This is a genomic window from Acinetobacter sp. YT-02 (assembly GCF_002412355.1).
In the GTDB taxonomy this organism is placed as follows: domain Bacteria; phylum Pseudomonadota; class Gammaproteobacteria; order Pseudomonadales; family Moraxellaceae; genus Acinetobacter; species Acinetobacter towneri.
In genome coordinates, this window is record NZ_NOZT01000002.1 from 1 (window position 1) to 16,918 (window position 16,918).

The 16,918-nt window shown below is 42.0% G+C and carries 17 protein-coding genes, 3 tRNA genes and 1 pseudogene; 10 read left to right on the top strand and 11 right to left on the bottom strand.

Annotated elements, in window-relative coordinates; translation table 11 throughout:
- Window positions 1-385 precede the first annotated feature (385 nt).
- From CF596_RS00960 to CF596_RS00985, 6 genes are all read right to left on the bottom strand, one after another.
- Window positions 386-757: a hypothetical protein gene (locus CF596_RS00960; RefSeq protein ID WP_096901040.1), complete on the bottom strand. Its 372-nt coding sequence runs from the start codon at window positions 755-757 to the stop codon at window positions 386-388.
- Between the two features lie 282 nt (window positions 758-1,039).
- Window positions 1,040-1,954, bottom strand: coding sequence for a site-specific tyrosine recombinase/integron integrase (xerA, locus tag CF596_RS00965; protein WP_004971874.1), 915 nt, complete (start codon window positions 1,952-1,954; stop codon window positions 1,040-1,042).
- Window positions 1,954-2,592 (bottom strand): alpha/beta hydrolase, encoded by a 639-nt coding sequence (locus CF596_RS00970; RefSeq protein ID WP_096900946.1) that lies wholly within the window; start codon window positions 2,590-2,592, stop codon window positions 1,954-1,956. Before CF596_RS00970 ends, xerA begins: the two co-directional genes overlap by 1 nt.
- A 131-nt stretch (window positions 2,593-2,723) precedes the next feature.
- On the bottom strand, window positions 2,724-3,569 hold the full coding sequence (gene dapF, locus CF596_RS00975) for a diaminopimelate epimerase (protein ID WP_004971880.1): 846 nt from the start codon (window positions 3,567-3,569) through the stop codon (window positions 2,724-2,726).
- 12 nt (window positions 3,570-3,581) lie between these two features.
- Window positions 3,582-4,826, bottom strand: a complete 1,245-nt coding sequence (lysA, locus tag CF596_RS00980; RefSeq protein WP_004971882.1) for a diaminopimelate decarboxylase — start codon at window positions 4,824-4,826, stop codon at window positions 3,582-3,584.
- Between the two features lie 25 nt (window positions 4,827-4,851).
- Window positions 4,852-5,091 carry a hypothetical protein gene (locus tag CF596_RS00985; protein ID WP_004971884.1) on the bottom strand — a complete coding sequence of 80 codons (240 nt, stop codon included), beginning with the start codon at window positions 5,089-5,091 and terminating at the stop codon, window positions 4,852-4,854.
- A 359-nt stretch (window positions 5,092-5,450) separates the two neighbouring features.
- On the opposite strand from CF596_RS00985, the gene CF596_RS00990 reads away from it, so the two are divergent.
- From CF596_RS00990 to CF596_RS01000, 3 genes are all read left to right on the top strand, one after another.
- Entirely contained in the window at window positions 5,451-6,806 is a 1,356-nt protein-coding gene (locus tag CF596_RS00990; protein ID WP_096900947.1) for a sodium:alanine symporter family protein, read from the top strand.
- A 156-nt stretch (window positions 6,807-6,962) separates the two neighbouring features.
- Window positions 6,963-8,354 (top strand): DNA repair protein RadA, encoded by a 1,392-nt coding sequence (radA, locus tag CF596_RS00995; RefSeq protein WP_096900948.1) that lies wholly within the window; start codon window positions 6,963-6,965, stop codon window positions 8,352-8,354.
- 115 nt (window positions 8,355-8,469) lie between these two features.
- On the top strand, window positions 8,470-9,447 hold the full coding sequence (locus CF596_RS01000) for a TIM44-like domain-containing protein (protein WP_096900949.1): 978 nt from the start codon (window positions 8,470-8,472) through the stop codon (window positions 9,445-9,447).
- Window positions 9,448-9,797: 350 nt separating this feature from the next.
- Here the strand turns inward: CF596_RS01000 and CF596_RS01005 are convergent, their stop codons facing one another.
- Window positions 9,798-10,976 (bottom strand): trypsin-like peptidase domain-containing protein, encoded by a 1,179-nt coding sequence (locus CF596_RS01005; RefSeq protein WP_004971893.1) that lies wholly within the window; start codon window positions 10,974-10,976, stop codon window positions 9,798-9,800.
- A gap of 167 nt (window positions 10,977-11,143) precedes the next feature.
- Here CF596_RS01005 and CF596_RS01010 point away from each other — a divergent pair, with 167 nt between their 5' ends.
- The 7 genes from CF596_RS01010 (at window position 11,144) to CF596_RS01040 (ending at window position 14,249) form a co-directional block, all read left to right on the top strand.
- Window positions 11,144-11,902: a Nif3-like dinuclear metal center hexameric protein gene (locus tag CF596_RS01010; RefSeq protein WP_004971895.1), complete on the top strand. Its 759-nt coding sequence runs from the start codon at window positions 11,144-11,146 to the stop codon at window positions 11,900-11,902.
- Between the two features lie 181 nt (window positions 11,903-12,083).
- On the top strand, window positions 12,084-12,710 hold the full coding sequence (locus tag CF596_RS01015) for a superoxide dismutase (RefSeq protein ID WP_026438302.1): 627 nt from the start codon (window positions 12,084-12,086) through the stop codon (window positions 12,708-12,710).
- Between the two features lie 146 nt (window positions 12,711-12,856).
- Window positions 12,857-12,932 (top strand) — tRNA-Asn (locus tag CF596_RS01020).
- Window positions 12,933-12,938: 6 nt separating this feature from the next.
- Window positions 12,939-13,014, top strand: a tRNA-Asn gene (locus CF596_RS01025).
- Between the two features lie 217 nt (window positions 13,015-13,231).
- Window positions 13,232-13,534 (top strand): hypothetical protein, encoded by a 303-nt coding sequence (locus CF596_RS01030; protein ID WP_004971899.1) that lies wholly within the window; start codon window positions 13,232-13,234, stop codon window positions 13,532-13,534.
- A 117-nt stretch (window positions 13,535-13,651) separates the two neighbouring features.
- Window positions 13,652-13,727 (top strand) — tRNA-Asn (locus CF596_RS01035).
- Between the two features lie 78 nt (window positions 13,728-13,805).
- Window positions 13,806-14,249 carry a DUF2726 domain-containing protein gene (locus CF596_RS01040; protein ID WP_004971902.1) on the top strand — a complete coding sequence of 148 codons (444 nt, stop codon included), beginning with the start codon at window positions 13,806-13,808 and terminating at the stop codon, window positions 14,247-14,249.
- A 16-nt stretch (window positions 14,250-14,265) separates the two neighbouring features.
- Here the strand turns inward: CF596_RS01040 and CF596_RS01045 are convergent, their stop codons facing one another.
- The 4 genes and pseudogenes from CF596_RS01045 to CF596_RS01060 form a co-directional block, all read right to left on the bottom strand.
- The gene (locus CF596_RS01045) at window positions 14,266-14,523 is read right to left on the bottom strand and encodes a hypothetical protein (protein WP_096900950.1); all 258 of its coding nucleotides are present in this window, start codon (window positions 14,521-14,523) and stop codon (window positions 14,266-14,268) included.
- Window positions 14,524-14,719: 196 nt separating this feature from the next.
- Window positions 14,720-15,406 (bottom strand): annotated as a pseudogene (locus tag CF596_RS01050) (2,4-dichlorophenol 6-monooxygenase); the annotation flags it as partial.
- Window positions 15,407-15,479: 73 nt separating this feature from the next.
- The gene (gene ubiA, locus CF596_RS01055; RefSeq protein ID WP_096900951.1) at window positions 15,480-16,358 is read right to left on the bottom strand and encodes a 4-hydroxybenzoate octaprenyltransferase; all 879 of its coding nucleotides are present in this window, start codon (window positions 16,356-16,358) and stop codon (window positions 15,480-15,482) included.
- A gap of 14 nt (window positions 16,359-16,372) precedes the next feature.
- Window positions 16,373-16,861, bottom strand: a complete 489-nt coding sequence (locus tag CF596_RS01060) for a chorismate lyase (protein ID WP_004971911.1) — start codon at window positions 16,859-16,861, stop codon at window positions 16,373-16,375.
- Window positions 16,862-16,918: the final 57 nt, after the last annotated feature.

Below are 16,918 nucleotides of genomic sequence, written 5' to 3' on the forward strand. Positions count from 1 at the left end.
ATTGATGACTTTATTCTCGATAAAAATCATCTGCTACCACAGAGAATCTATAAATAATAGTGCGTAAGTCCTATATATTATGTTTTTTATTTATTTCCCTCATCAACAAGATTGATTGAAATGCAATTCAAATTGAGTTCCGTCTACAATTTAAGCAAAGTTCCTTACATAAAACCCCATAATCTGACTGTCATTAAAGATAGAAAACTTTATTTTTTGCAGTATTTTTTCAGATATAAATGCTCTTTTAAAATGTGACTGCTGGTTCACAAAACTGTATTCAGCAGTTTATTGGGTATGAAATAAACAATCTGTTTTATTTTGATGGATATTTATGCGCTTTCACCACGCCACCTCCCAGATAAAGGACATAAAAAAACTCAGCTTAAACTTGCTGAGTTTCTAAAAAGTCACGGTGGATATGACTTAAATCTATCAATTCATAGGCCTGTAAATTAAAAATTTCCCAAACTGCAATAAAATCTTCTTTTACATCTATTTTACTGCTTGCATTTGGGCGTGCTTGCCACTGCTGATCTGAAATCCATAAATAGCTTTGTTGCGTTTGCGGATGAATCGCCTGCATTTTACCTTCAGCATTAATACCCTGCACCAAACAATCGGCAGGTAGTTCTTGCTCGATCATCGGCAAGCTTATTTCGACAAAATGTTTCACTTGACGCAAGCCATAACCTGCAAAAATTTCTTTTTGGCTTGGGCTTAATTGTTCATATTTTTCTTGAAGATTCGAAATCATGGTTTTGCCTATCATTTGATATCCAAAGTGTTATGCAGTGGAACAAAAAATAATGTCATCCATGTCTATTATTCGTGTGACCCACTCTTTCTGCTTCTTTATACTGCATAACGCACTTTTTTATTATTCTACAATAGTTGCAATGACATCTTGGTGAAGGCGCTTTTACTTAAAGTATTAAGTACAGCACAAAGGCTTTACAACTGACTGTGAGAAAAATATTTGCAGTATGAAATAGCTATATTTTAACTTGCAAAAATAATGCCGACTTTAGGTAAAGCTTTACTTTTTACTCGCACGTGGATGTGCCTGATCATAAACTCGCGCTAACTGATCAAAATCGACATGGGTATAAATTTGCGTGGTGCTTAAATTGCTATGCCCAAGCATTTCTTGGACTGCACGTATATCCCCACTATTCGATAGCATGTGACTTGCAAAACAATGTCGCAATAAGTGCGGATGCAAATCGACATTAACGCCCGCACGCTGCGCCTGAAACTTCACCCGATTTTCAATTTGGCGTGCTTTTAAAGGTTCACCTTTTTGAGTAATAAACAATGCTGCATCGGGTACAAAATCGCCCTGCCATAAAGGGTAAATCTGCAGCCATTGCATCACCGCATCTTTGGCTTTGCGACCAAAAGGCACTATACGGGTTTTATTGCCTTTACCCGTAATGCGCAGCAATTGACGGTTAAAATCTAAATCGCGGATACGTAAACTTTGTACCTCTGCTAGGCGCAAACCACTCGAATAGAGCAATTCTAAAATCGCTTTATCGCGTCGCCACATTTGTTGTTGTACTTCAGTTTCAGGTTCAGGCTGATCCAAAATTTGATGAATCGTTTCAATATCAATCAAACCCGGCAAAGGTCGTGGCTGACGTTTTAGCTGAAAATTATCAATTGGATTAAATTGTAAATACTGCCCTTGCTCGGCCCATTTCATAAACTGACGAATCGCTGACAACATGCGCTGTAAACTGCTGCTATTTAATTGTTGCTGTTCTACTTTTTGCGCTAAATAATGGCGCAAATCTGCAGCCTCTACATCATATAAGGCAAGTTGTTGTTGCTCACAAAAGCTAAAAAAATCGTTTAAATCGCGTGCGTAGGCTTTTAACGTATGCGGTGACTGCTGTTGTATTTCTCGTTCTTTGAGCCACATCTTTAATAGTTGCTGCGGATCGTACATTAGTCACGCTCCGATTGCTGAACTGCGGCAAACTGAGATAAATAAGCAGCAATGTGTTCAGCCGCCTGATCTGCATGTGTTTCTAAAAACAAATGATCACCATCATGCACAATTTTTAATACGGCTTGTGGAAATTGTTGTTGTAAAAACTCACCTACTGCCAGTGGACTTATCGGGTCTTGATCACCCCATAACAACAAAATAGGCATGTTGATTTTAGCAAAGTCTACCGTGTAATCGGCCTTTGCCTCTACAAACCAGTCAGGATAATTTAAATCACTTGCTTGATAGTCTTGTCGCCAATCTTGCACCTGAAAACTGCTTAAATCCATGCCACCAGATGTTGCAACCAATACTAATCCTTTGACTTTTTCTGGATATTGCAACGCGGCAGCAACTGCAAAAATACCACCCATCGACTGTGCAATGATAATGCAATCATCTGGGATATTCGCCAACACATAAGCCTGCAAACTTGCAAAATCATGTACCTGTGAATGTGCAGGTTGATGATTAAATTCAGGATAAGCCACAATTTTTACAGCATTCTGCCACGGCAATTTTTCAATTTTTTCGATTAGCGGATGAAAAAATGCGGTATTGCCTGAAGCGCCAGGTAAAAAAATCAGTTGCGGCATAATGAGTAGAAGTTTTTAGAGTGACATTCAGTACAGCATACCTGATCCGTGCTGCAAGATACAAAAAAGCACCATTCGTTTTGAATAGTGCTTTTAAGTAAGATAAGAGCTGTTCATGTTAGAACGAAACATCAGCCCTGAAAATAATTTAAATCCAAACGACCGTGATAGACATTAGCAGTTGGCCCTGTCATCCACACCACATCGCCTTCACGCCATTCGATTTGCAACTTACCACCTGCCAGTTCAATTTCAACTGAATTAGACAATAAGCCACGGCGCATACCCGAAACGGCTGCAGCACATGCACCTGTACCACAAGCCAAGGTTTCACCTACGCCACGTTCAAACACACGCAAACGCGCATGTTTTTCGTCAATGATTTGCATAAAACCTGCATTGACGCGCTGTGGAAAACGCTCGTGTGATTCCACTTGTGGGCCAATACCTGCAACATCGGCAGTCAATACATCAGGCACAATGGTCACAGCATGAGGATTGCCTATGTTCACCACATCAATGGTCAATGCAGCACCATCTTTCAGCGCAATGTCATATAAGTTATCAGGCTCATCGGCAATGAATGGAATCTCATGCGGCAAGAATTTTGGATAGCCCATATTCACCCGCACCCAACCGTTTTGCCCCAATTCAGGCTCTACAATGCCTGCCTTGGTTTGCACCTTGATTTTGGTTTTGGTCGTAAGCTGACGTTCATGCACAAAACGTGCAAAACAACGCACACCATTGCCGCACTGCTCCACTTCAGAACCATCGGCATTGAAAATGCGATATTTAAAATCGACATTTGGTAAATCGGGCGGTTCCACAATCAGGAGTTGGTCAAAGCCAATCCCGAAGTGGCGGTCTGCAAGGCGTTGAATAGTCAGCGCATCCAAATACGCACGCTGGCTGATGAGATCAACCACCATGAAATCATTGCCCAGACCATGCATTTTGGTAAATTCTAATAACATCTCGAATTCCCCTTATGGCAATAAACGCTCTCTTTCCCACAGCGATTCAATGCTTTCACGTTCACGAATTAAATGTGCTTGATCTGCATCGACCATGACTTCAGCTGCACGACCACGGCTGTTGTAGTTAGAACTCATCACAAAACCGTATGCGCCCGCACCCATTACAGCCAAAACATCATTTTCTTTGATCGCAAGCTGACGTTCTTTACCCAAGAAGTCACCTGTTTCACAAATTGCACCAACCACATCCCACTCTAGCGTTTCAACATCAGTACGTGGGGTTACGGGCTGGATGTCCATCCACGCTTCATATAACGCAGGACGGATTAGGTCATTCATGGCAGCGTCAATAATCGCAAAGTTACGATGATTGGTCGGTTTGAGTAAATCAACTTTCGTCAACAATACACCTGCATTGGCAGAGATACTACGCCCCGGTTCCATATACACTTTAAGACCTAACTTTTCTAAAGCGGGACGTAAAGCATTGGCATATTCTTCAACCGTTGGTGGAGTTTCATCTTTATAAGTCACCCCTAAACCACCGCCAATATCAATGTGTTTGAGCTGAATACCCATTTCTTTTAAGGTATCAATCATCACAATCACGCGATCTAAAGCATCGACAAACGGTTGTGTTTCGGTCAATTGTGAACCGATGTGACAGTCAATTCCAACGATATCTAAGTTTGCTAAAGAAGCCGCATATTCATAAGTGCTATATACCGAATCAGACGGAATCCCGAACTTGTTTTCTTTTAAGCCTGTAGAAATATAAGGATGGGTTTTGGCATCGACATCTGGGTTAACCCGTAATGAAATTGGTGCTTTGACATTCATGCTTGCCGCAACTTTTTGAATACGGTCTAATTCTGCATGCGATTCTACGTTAAAGCAGGCAATCCCAACTTCCAACGCTTTTTGAATATCGGCTTCAGTTTTACCTAAACCTGAAAAAACAATTTTCGATGCATCACCACCTGCTTTGAGAACACGCGCCAATTCACCGCCTGTCACAATATCAAAACCTGCACCCAACTTAGCCAATACATTCAATACCGCAAGATTCGAGTTTGACTTTACCGCAAAACAAATTTGATGATCGATAAAGTGGAAAGCACGATCCATATCTAAATAATGCTTTTCAAAAGTCGCTTTTGAATAAACATAGAGTGGTGTGCCAAATTGCTGTGCGAGTTGTTGTAGCGAACATTGCTCGGCGTGCAAAACCCCTTGAATGCGGGTAAAACTCATGAATGTATCCTTTATCTAGAAAGCGTTAAGGTGTAGTCGATGTAGATGCAGCAGGTGCAGCAAACTGCTGTTGCACAGGTACGGCTGTGTCTGACGATGTTGCCGATTGCGTTGCACGTTTAGGCGCAGCATCTGGATATAACAAATATTTTGCGCGTTTGTCGTAATTTGGGTCATTGGGTAACTGTAATGTACCTGACTGACCACAACCGACCAAAACCACTGTTGTAAGCAAAACACTCATGCAGCAAATGACGGTACGCATCTGACCACCTATAAAATATTTTCGATGAAGTATAACGCGATCACTGCCGCGACCAAAGTGCTAATGCAGAGAGATTATATTGAGCTTAGTAAAAATTCTAGCTTACTTACTATTCTGCTGGCATAGATTGACCTTATCAGGTCTGAAAAATTGCGACTTCTGACACAGATAAAGTCAATTTTATTTCAAGGCATCAATTGTCAAAATCTAAAAACTATGCAAAAAATATAACGTGCTTAAAACCAAGTTCTTTTAACAGGAAGTTTTAAAGACTGGCATATCACTTGCTTAATTTTTACAACTGTTCAACTACAGTCACAAACTAAGCATTTATACACTGCGTTTATAAGAAGAAATTTATGCAAAATTTACAATCGATGATGGAAACCCTAAGCGGTTGGGTCTGGGGTCCATACATGCTGGTTCTCATTGTGGGAACGGGCGTCTTCCTCACCTTCCGCTTATTGTTCTGGCAATTCCGCATGCTGCCACTGGCTTTTAAACAAGTCTTTTGCAAACACGACAAAGCGCAAAAAGAACCGGGCGATATTTCACATTTCGCATCACTGATGACTGCACTCTCTGCCACCATTGGTACGGGAAATATTGCAGGTGTTGCAACGGCTTGCGTCCTCGGTGGCCCGGGTGCAGTGTTTTGGATGTGGATGACTGCCCTGTTTGGTATGGCGACCAAATATGGTGAAGGTGTTTTGGCGGTTAAATACCGTATTAAAAACGAAAAAGGGCAAATGTCAGGCGGCCCAATGTACTACATTGAACGCGGACTAAAATGGAAATGGCTCGCGATTATCTTTGCCTTTTTTGGCACAGTCGCCTCGTTTGGAATTGGTAGTTCAGTACAATCCAACACCGTAGCTTTAGCAGTTGAAAATAGCTTAGGTGTAGAAACTTGGATTACTGGCGTGGTAATTACCGTATTTTCTGCATTGGTGATTTTGGGCGGAATTAGCTCGATTTCCAAAGCATCTTCGGTGATTGTTCCGATTATGGCCATTCTGTATGTTACAGGCGGTTTAATTATTATCCTGAATAATTTACACCTTGTCGTGCCTGCATTTGAGCTAATTTTCCGTGATGCCTTTACTGGTGAAGCAGTTGCGGGCGGTGCAATTGGTGCAGTAATTCGTTACGGGGTTGCACGTGGCGTATTCTCCAACGAAGCAGGGATGGGTTCTGCCCCAATTGCTGCTGCGGCTGCAAAAACCGACCACCCTGCGCGTCAAGGTTTAGTGTCTATGACAGGTACCTTCATTGATACCATTATTGTCTGTAGCATCACGGGGATTGTTTTGGTAATGGGCTTCATTATGGCAGGTAATAGCTTTGGTGGTGCAACAGGTGCTGTACTCACCACACAGGTTTTTGACCAGTTATTGCCAGGCTTTGGTGGTTGGGTCGTCACTTTCGGGATCATCTTCTTCGCCTATTCCACCATTCTCGGTTGGAGCTATTATGGTGAAAAATGCTGTACTTATTTATTCGGCGAAAAATACGTGTTGATTTACCGCTTAATTTATATTGCTTCAGTGTTCATTGGCACCATCGCCACCCTAGATTTAGTCTGGTTATTTGCCGATACCTTTAATGGTTTAATGGCTGTACCAAACTTAATTGCCTTGTTGTTACTGTCTGGTGTGATTGCCAAAGAATCTAAAGACTTTATTGCGAAGCGCAAATCTGGCGAGTTGTATTAAATAAGCCCAATTCATTGAATTATTCCGTTCAAATCATAAATCATACAATCACCCACGTGGTTGTATGATTTTCCATGAAAAATCCAGATAACATTCATTTCGCGAACATTCCTCTGTATGCTGTAGTCAGTTTTTAATTGATGCAATGACTGGGTTATGGCAAAAGTAAAAAGTGTCTATCGCTGTGAACAATGTGGTGCAGATCATCCTAAATGGGCAGGTCAATGTTCAGAATGTGGGGAATGGAACTCACTTCATGAGGTCAGTATTGCCCCTGCGGTGACGCATCGTGCCCAACCCAAAATGGGCGGTGGCTATGCAGGACAAGCTGCAGCAATTACTACATTAAACAAAGTATCTGTTTCGCATGAAACCAGACTAACCACAGGCATTGGTGAGTTTGACCGTGTATTGGGGGGCGGTTTGGTTACAGGTTCTGTGGTGCTCATTGGTGGTGACCCTGGTATCGGTAAATCGACCATTTTGCTGCAAACTGCAACACACATGGCTGCGGCCAACAACACTGCCTTATATATCACGGGTGAAGAATCGCTTTCACAAGTGGCATTACGTGCTCAACGCTTAGACTTACCCACAGATCAGCTCAAAGTCATGGCAGAGACCTGTGTTGAACGTATTTACGAAGTTTTGGCGCATGAACGCCCTGCGGTAGCCATTCTGGACTCGATTCAAACTTTATATACCGAAACGTTGCAGTCTGCTCCAGGTGGTGTTTCACAAATTCGTGAATCAGCTGCCTTGCTGACTCGTTTTGCTAAAAATAGTGGCACTGCGCTGTTTATTGTCGGTCATGTGACCAAAGAAGGGGCTTTAGCGGGGCCGCGCGTCCTTGAACACATGGTCGATTGCGTCTTGTATTTTGAAGGACAGTCAGACTCACGCTACCGTATGATTCGAGCAGTCAAAAACCGTTTCGGTGCAGTGAATGAACTGGGCGTTTTTGGCATGACCGATAAAGGCTTACGCGAGGTTGCCAATCCATCTGCGATATTTTTGAGCCGTTATGATGAGGCAATTCCAGGTTCTATTGTCATGATTAGCCGCGAAGGAACGCGACCACTTTTAGTTGAAGTACAAGCCTTGGTGGATGATGCACATGGTCAACCTAGACGTGTAGCTTTAGGTTTGGAGCAAAACCGTCTGAATATGTTGTTGGCGGTCATGCATCGACATGGTGGTGTGCAAACCTCAGGGCAAGACGTGTATGTAAATGTGGTTGGTGGTTTAAAAATTACCGAAACAGGCTCTGACCTTGCAGTATTGCTGGCCTGTGCTTCGAGCTTACGAGGCAAAGCCCTACCACAACAATTGGCTGTTTTTGGTGAGGTCGGTTTGTCGGGCGAAATCCGCCCTGTGCCTAATGGTCAAGAACGCTTAAAAGAAGCCATTAAGCATGGCTTTAAATACATTATTGTGCCGCGTGGCAATGCCCCACAAAAAGCCATTGCAGGTGTGCAAATTATTGCGGTAGCTCGTTTGCATGAAGCTTTAAGTGAAGCCATGAATTTAAGTGAAAACTTAGGTTAAATCCTTGGATGATATTTTTTCAGTTTCAAGAAAAAATATCATATTTATATTGAAATTCGCAGCAAATGCCTGCATAAATACACAGCTTAACTTTATTTTAATATAGGAAAATTTGATGGAAGTTCGACAGCGTGGTTTGATTGCAGCAATGCTTACAGCGACCTTATTGGTAGCACCGTTGGCAGCAGAAGCAAAACGTGCAGGTGGCGGTAAAAGTCATGGTATGAGCCGTTCTGCAGCCCCAACTCAGTCTTACCAACAACCTCGCCAAACAACGCCAGCACAACAACCTGCTCCTGCTCAGCAAAAATCTGGCCCAGGCGTAGGTGGTATGGTTGCAGCAGGTGTTGCTGGTGCAGCGATTGGTGCTGTTGCTGCGAATGCTTTGGCAGATGACCAAGCCAGTGCAGCCGAAGCACAAGAGGAAAAAGGTGGTATTCCAAGCTGGATTTGGATTTTACTCGCTGCTGCTGTCGCCTTCTTCATTTTCCGTAAGATGGGCGCAAAAAAAAAACTAACGCCTAACCCGTATGCGCCAAACAGCGGTGCCAATCAGGCACCGTTTGCGCAAACACCACCTGCTGCAGCGCCACGTAACGACAATACCAATATTTTTGGTCAATCTGTTGGGGGTTCTGCCGCTTCTACCCAAGCGCCTTTTGGTCAAGCTGCCAATAATAACGCGCCATTTGGTGCAGCTTATACCAACAGTGGTAATCAATTGCCTGATGGTTCAGAGCCTGCAACCTTTTTACGTGTAGCGCGTCAGCGTTTTAACCATATTCAGTCTATGAACACAGCCAGTAATATCGCAGAAATTCAGCGTTATTTAACTCCTGATTTATATCAGTCGATGTATCAGGACATTATGGCAAACCAAGACCAAGATGTAGCAGAGTTTTCTAACTTGAATGCCATGGTGGTCGATTCTGCAACTGAAAATGGTCAATATGTCATAAGTGTACGCTTTACAGGTACAGTCAGCGAAGACCTGAACAGCTTACCGCAACCATTTACAGAAATTTGGCACTTTGTAAAACCTGCAGGCTCTAATCAAGACTGGTTAGTGGCAGGTATTCAGCAAGAGCAATAATTTCAATGGATCTAGAAAAACAGCGACTTCGGTTGCTGTTTTTTATGCCTTTCTTTATCTAAGTTGAGACCCATCATGTTTAAACAGCACGTTTAAATCTTCTAAGACATCAACACCGAATACATCCACACTTGCCACACAAAACCAAACCCTCGATTGATTAGATCTATCAAAAAGTATCATCATTCATCAATACAGTTTATTTAGCCCACCTTCTCTTTGTATCTACCCAGAGATAAATCAAATCACGTTATCCGTATCACTTTGGTTATTTCCAGTCGATCTCCATTTACTTAGCCAACAAAAAAGCCCTGCAAACGGGCAAGGCTAAATTGTTACTGTTAAATCTATTATTCAGGCAATGGAATAAATTGCTTATCGGTATTTTGAACTTTGCGCTCACCGACTGCGACTTCCAAATCTAAGGCTTCTTCACCACGTTCAACTGAAACAGTCACCGTCGTATGCGGTGCTTGTGCAGCAACATAATTAATTAAATGCGAGGTTGAAGTAATCGCTTCATCATTCACTTTTAAAATTTTGTCACCACGTTTTAAACCTGCTTCTGCTGCAGGGCCACCGCGCAGTACATCAGCAACCACTACACCGCCTTGTGCAGGTTCTAAAATGTTGTCTTGTTGCACAGGCAACAAACTAATACCTAACCAACCACGAACCACACGTCCATCTTTTAAAATCGAGTTTAAAACCTGCTGACAGACTTGTGCAGGAATTGCAAAGCCGATGCCCAATGAACCACCTGATTGCGAGAAAATTGCCGTATTTACCCCAATCAAATTCCCTGCCACATCAATCAATGCACCACCTGAGTTACCTGGATTAATTGCTGCATCGGTTTGAATGAAATCTTCATAGGTATTAATACCCAAGTCAGAACGTCCTGTCGCAGAAATAATCCCTTGAGTCACGGTTTGTCCCACACCAAATGGGTTACCAATCGCAAGTACGACATCGCCCACTTCATTGCCACTCAGTTTAAATGGCAATACAGGCAGTTTTTCTAGATCAATTTTAATGACCGCTAAGTCTGTGTCTGGGTCAGTTCCAACAACTTTTGCAACCGCACGGCGTCCATCGTGCAAAGCCACGACAATTTGTTCAGCCTGCGCGATCACATGATTATTCGTTAAAATATAACCATCTGGACGAACAATGACCCCAGACCCCAAACTGTTTTCATTTGGGCCTTGCTTAAATTGATCGGGTAACTGATTGCCAAAAAATTCACGAAATGCAGGGTCATTTAACAATGGATGATCCATTTGTTTCACTTTTTGTGTGGTAAAAATATTTACCACCGCAGGCGCTGCCACTTTAACCGCAGCGCTATACGACACCACCCCACCTGTCCGTGTTGTATCAATTAATGGTTCAACTTTCTCGGCAGGCATTTTGACCCCATCGGCAGCCACAGGCGCTTTCGGTTTTTGCAGTTGTTGCCAAGTCACAAAGCCAATAATAACCAGAATGAGTAACACCCAAGGTAACCAGGTAAAGGTCCGGCGCACGTTTTGTACCTCTAAGTAAATTTTTTTTGATGATTAAGTCATTGAATGAGCTATTGTAAAACGAAACACAAATAGAAACATAAAAAAGCCCAAGAGTTTTGTCTTGCTTTAGTTACAATACAAAATATGTTTTGATATTGGCTAAATATGAGCAATTTGAGAAAGTTATGGCGCAGCTAAAAGAAATTATTCAATGGTGTGATCAAACTTTAAATACACATGAATTTAAAGATTACGCGCCCAACGGTTTACAAATTGAAGGTAAGTCTGAAGTTCAAAAAATTTTATGTGCAGTGACTGCCTCTCAAGAGGCTATTGATGCTGCTATTGCCCAAAATGCAGACTTACTGTTGGTACATCATGGCTATTTTTGGAAAGGCGAACCTTACCCAATTACAGGCATGCGCGGTAAACGCATCAAAAGTTTAATCCAGCATGATATTTCTTTGGTGGGTTATCACTTACCGCTCGATTCACACCCAAGTCTAGGCAATAATGCTGCCATTGCTGAATGTTTGGCATTAGAAAATTTGCAAGCCCTAGACCCGAGTGAACGTCATCCTATTGGTAATATTGGTTTTTTAAAGCAAGCCATGAGCGCAACCGAATTTCGTGACTATCTCACAGCGCGTTTAGGCTTTAAAACCATTCATCTTCCTGCCGAAAAAAGTCAGATTCAAAAAGTAGGGTTCTGCACGGGTGCAGCACAAGATTTTATTGGCAAAGCGGCAGAACAAGGTTGTGATGCCTTTATTTCGGGCGAAGTCAGTGAACGCACCTATTATGAAGCCAAAGAACTAGGCGTGCATTATTATGCCTGCGGACATCACGCGACTGAGCGCTATGGTGTACAACGACTCGCAAAAGCTATTTCAGAACAGTTTAATATTGAGTATAGTTATTTTGAATTAAATAACCCAATTTAATACACCGTTTCACCCAACGATTTCACTCAAATGACATCTGTGTTTAACATAGTCTTTAGATGTATACATTCGAGTCTTATTCTGTATGGTTATTTATACCTAATGCGCAATTTGATCTCGAAATCTATTACAATAGAGCCACTTAATGTTAAAACCCAGCAAAATGCAAGGAATTGAAAACATGACAACCATTACTTTACCGGCTTTACCATACGGTTACGAAGATCTTGCTCCACACATCAGCAAAGAAACTTTAGAATTCCACCACGACAAACACCACAACACTTATGTTGTGAACCTGAACAACTTGATCGCGGGTACGGAGCTTGAAGGTAAAACTTTAGACGAAATCATCAAAGCAACTGCAGGCGATGCAGCTAAAGCTGGTGTATTCAACAACGCAGCGCAAGTTTGGAACCACACGTTCTACTGGAACTGTATGGCGAAAAACGGTGGTGGTAAAGCTACTGGTGCTTTGGCTGCTAAAATTGATGAAGCTTTCGGTTCTTACGAAAAATTTGCTGAAGAATTTGCTGCTGCTGCAACAACTCAATTCGGTTCAGGTTGGGCTTGGTTAGTAGCTGACGAAGTGAATGGCAAACTTTCTATTATGAAAACTTCAAATGCTGACACACCAATGGCGCACGGCAAAGTTGCAGTATTGACGATTGACGTTTGGGAACACGCTTACTACATCGACTTCCGTAATGCACGTCCTGTTTACATCAAAACTTTCTTAGAAAGCCTTGTAAACTGGGATTACGCAAATGCGAAATACGCAGGTCAAGATGCTGGTGTAGAAAAATAATTTCTATTTTTCTGTAGAAAAACTGCTCTTTATGGGCAGTTTTTTTATTTTTGCAGATGAAATGAATATTTATAAAGCAAACAATACATTTCTGATGATGAACGTGTTGACGACTTAAACTTTCATCCCTAAAATGCCCCACAGATTCTCCAATAGCTCAGTCGGTAGAGCGACGGACTGTTAATCCGCAGGTCCCTGGTTCGAGCCCAGGTTGGAGAGCCAATCTATTCTCCCATAGCTCAGTCGGTAGAGCGACGGACTGTTAATCCGCAGGTCCCTGGTTCGAGCCCAGGTGGGAGAGCCAAGATTCTAAAAATCCCACGCAGTATGACGTGGGATTTTTTTTTGCAATTTTTATTGTTTTTATAGTGGATATGATATTCTAAACGAATGGAACAGGCCTCACTCTCCCCTTAAATCAAAATTAAAACCATACAGTGAAGATCGGGCTATCCCCTCTTGTGATGACTCTATTTTTTCGCTAACTTAGGTTCATCAACAACAATAAAACTTGAAAGCCCATGCAAGCGCCTTGGTTAAAATCCCTGATTTTTTGGACAATTCTGATTGTGGTGATTTTTGCAATTTTTCAATGTACGCAAAAATCTGAAAGCAATAAAACTGCTGCGACACTCATGTATGAACGTCTGTATCAATGCAGTCGTGATCTGAACGCACAACAACAAGCCACCTTAAAACAAATTCAAAGCCAAGTGAAAACAGAAATGACTCAGCAAGAGATGCTGCAATTAATTAACTTATGTCGTAAAACCAACCCACCACAGACACGCGAAGATTATATAAAAGCCATTCAAGCACTCTAAAAACTGCGTTGAAACAAAGCTAGATGATTATTTTTAAAGCAGTTAATCTATAATTACGGTTTTTTTTCAATTCCAGCTTGACCAAAAACAGATACCCACATAGAATGCGTGTCAGATTCTCCCATAGCTCAGTCGGTAGAGCGACGGACTGTTAATCCGCAGGTCCCTGGTTCGAGCCCAGGTGGGAGAGCCAAAATTCTTAAAAAACCCACGCATTATGACGTGGGTTTTTTATTCCTGCCGTTTAGGGTCTAACGACACCGCATCATCTATGTTTGAATCCAGTCAATCGACTTTCTTGCTTATTGGCAGCTTGGCTAGCCTTGCCCTGTTTATCTTAATTTTTAAGCAATTATTTTTCCCCAAGAAAAACTTTTATCCTAAACCGATGATGACTGCTTTTGAACGCAGAATGTTTATGCGTTTAAAACAAGCTTTTCCTGAGCATCACATCTTGGCACAAGTGGCGTTTAGCGCATTAATCACCAACAACCACTATAAAATTCGTGCGTTGTTTAATCGTAAAGTGACTGATTTTGTGATCTTAAATGCAGAAATGCAGGTCATTGCAATTATAGAGTTAGATGACCCCTCACATATTGGCAAAGAACAGGAAGATGCAGAACGGGATGCAATGTTTCACGAGGCAGGTTATCGCGTTGTCCGATACACCGAGATTCCAAGTATCAGACAACTACAATCAGATTTGAGTTGAAATCATCAACTCGATATTAAGGTGTAGCTTCTGAAGCAGCTTGTGTCTGACCCGCCTGCTTCGCTTGCTGTGCTGCAGCTTCACGCGCTTCAATACGCGCAATAATTTCTGCCTGCTGTTGTTTATATTTTTCCTGATTTTTGGCATCACTATTGACTGCTAAAAATGCCATGCTGACCAAAAAGATAGGAATCAACAAACCTAAGCTTGCCAAGATAATCATCTTTTTTAGACTTGGCTTTTTTTCAGGACTTTGCTGCTCAGACTGTGACATCATATATTCCTATTTCAAACGCATCAAAATGAAGCTCAATATATCAAAATCGAGTGTAGGCACAAAGTTTCTTGTGGCTTTTGCACGTTTATTCATCTACAACTTTCTTTGAATCAATCAATAGATAAAAAACCACAGCCTGCGTACAAGCTGTGGGCAGTTCATAAACAAAGTATTGCTGAACAGTCAAAGCTGTCTATTTAATACATAATTGGATTTGCGACAAAACCTGTTTCAAACACGCCAAATGGTCAAAATCTGCAGATGGCGTGTCTTGCATCCGCCAAGCCACACAATCATCTGGGCGTACAAGCACTGCACCTGCATCGGCAATTTCAGACTTTTGCTGCCATGTTGCATACACATCTAGATGCTCATGCGCACCAATCTGAATCACATCTAAATAGGCCAAGTTGAGTTCTGCTGCAGCCGTTTTCCATGCTTTGCCTGACAAACCTGTCAGCAAGGTAAAACGACCTTTACCGACAATATCTAAAGTTGAATGTTTATGACCTTTGGCATCAATCAACCACGTATGTGGGACTTTTGCACCTGGGCGTGTAGTGGCTTGCAAGTACAATTGCGGGTCTTGTAAAAACGTTTCAGTGGTAGTTTCAGCAAGCATGGCATTAGATACATAACGCTGATTCAACTCCACTCCCTGCGCATTAAACTCATAATGTTTAATTGCCAGTGCCTGATACAATTTTTCCCGAATTTGGGCTGCTTCTGCGGTTTCTGCAAAAATAAGATCCAGCATTTCAGCTTGTGTGCTAACGCCATCATCAAAGCCAAAAACTTCTTTTAGATGTTTATAATCAAAGCGGGACTGGTTAGCACGCGCGACAATTTGCTTACCTACAGGCGCACGTTCATCACTGTAATATCTATAAAAAAAGCATCTGACCAGCAATATCATCAGATGCTTTGTTAGATTTTTTATTCAATGAAAGGGTTTACATTAAAGCCAATACAATTCCCACAAAAATAATCAGCCCTACCCAACGGTTATGACGAAATGCCCAAAAACAGCGTTGCGGGTTTTTATCTTTGGTTTTACTCCATTGGTATATAAAGTCTGCAACCACAACCAGTAATGCCGCTAAACCAAACGGAATCAGTAAATTTTCTAACCACAATGCCGTACCAATCAAAAGTACACTGCCCGCTTGCAACAATGAAATAATTTGAATGTCATAGCGACCAAATAAAATTGCGGTAGATTTCACCCCAATTTTCAAATCATATTCACGGTCTGTAATTGCATATTGAGTGTCATAAGCCACAGTCCACGCCAAATTGCCAAAATACAATAACCAACAAGTAAGATCAGGCGTTGCACCTACAGCGGTATAAGCCATAGGGATAGACCATGAAAATGCCGCTCCCAAGAACACTTGCGGTAAATGAGTGTAGCGTTTCATAAATGGATAAATAAACGCTAAAAATAATGCCCCAAATGACCAATAGAAAGTTTCAATTGGTAAAAATAACAACATGGCTGCGCTTAGTGCAACCAAACCTAAGAATACATAAATGGCTTCTTTGGCACTAATCACACCCGTGGCTAAAGGACGTGTTTTGGTACGCTCTACATGACCATCTACCTTACGGTCAGCAAAGTCATTAATGGCACAGCCTGCAGCGCGCATAAAAATTGTGCCCAGAATCATAGGGATTAATATCCCGATAGACGGCATGCCCTGATTAGCAATCCACAAGGCCCACATGGTTGGCCAAAACACCAGTTCTGTGCCAATCGGTTTATCGAAACGACACAAATAATAATATGCTTCTAAACGCTCACGCCACGTGATCTGCTGTGCCAATGCCATACCAATCTCGTATCTTAATGTTGTTGAATAAATTGCTCAAAACGCGGTAAAAAAGTTTCTTGCACAATAAATTTACAGCCATGCCAAGTATAGCAACTCTGTCGTGTCCAGCCTTCATCGAGCAAAACCACACGCCTTTGACACAACGGATTGGTACGCTGAAATAAAAACCAGCCAATGGGTTTATTGCCAATATGCTGAAATAAACGGGCTTTGCTTTGCAAACTTAGAATCGGAAAAATACTTTTGGCTTTGACCCATGGCTGTTCATCACACCCATATAAATAGCTTTCACGCACCCATGAAGTGTGCCAATGTGGCATTTGCATCCACTGGGCATCTTGTAAATTTAAACGCTGAAAAGATTGCTGCAGTGGTTCAACTTTAAATTGTCCGCCTGCGAGCTGAGTCAGTTGTTGGGTCAAAGAACCTGCTGCATATAGCCATGTTTTTAATTCAGAAGGCAGATTTGCCTGCTTGGGAAAAATAGGCTGTGTTCGCATGTTCCGCCACCTTAACAAGATAGCCTAGTGTAGCCCAAATTTAGGCAAAGTTTTGTG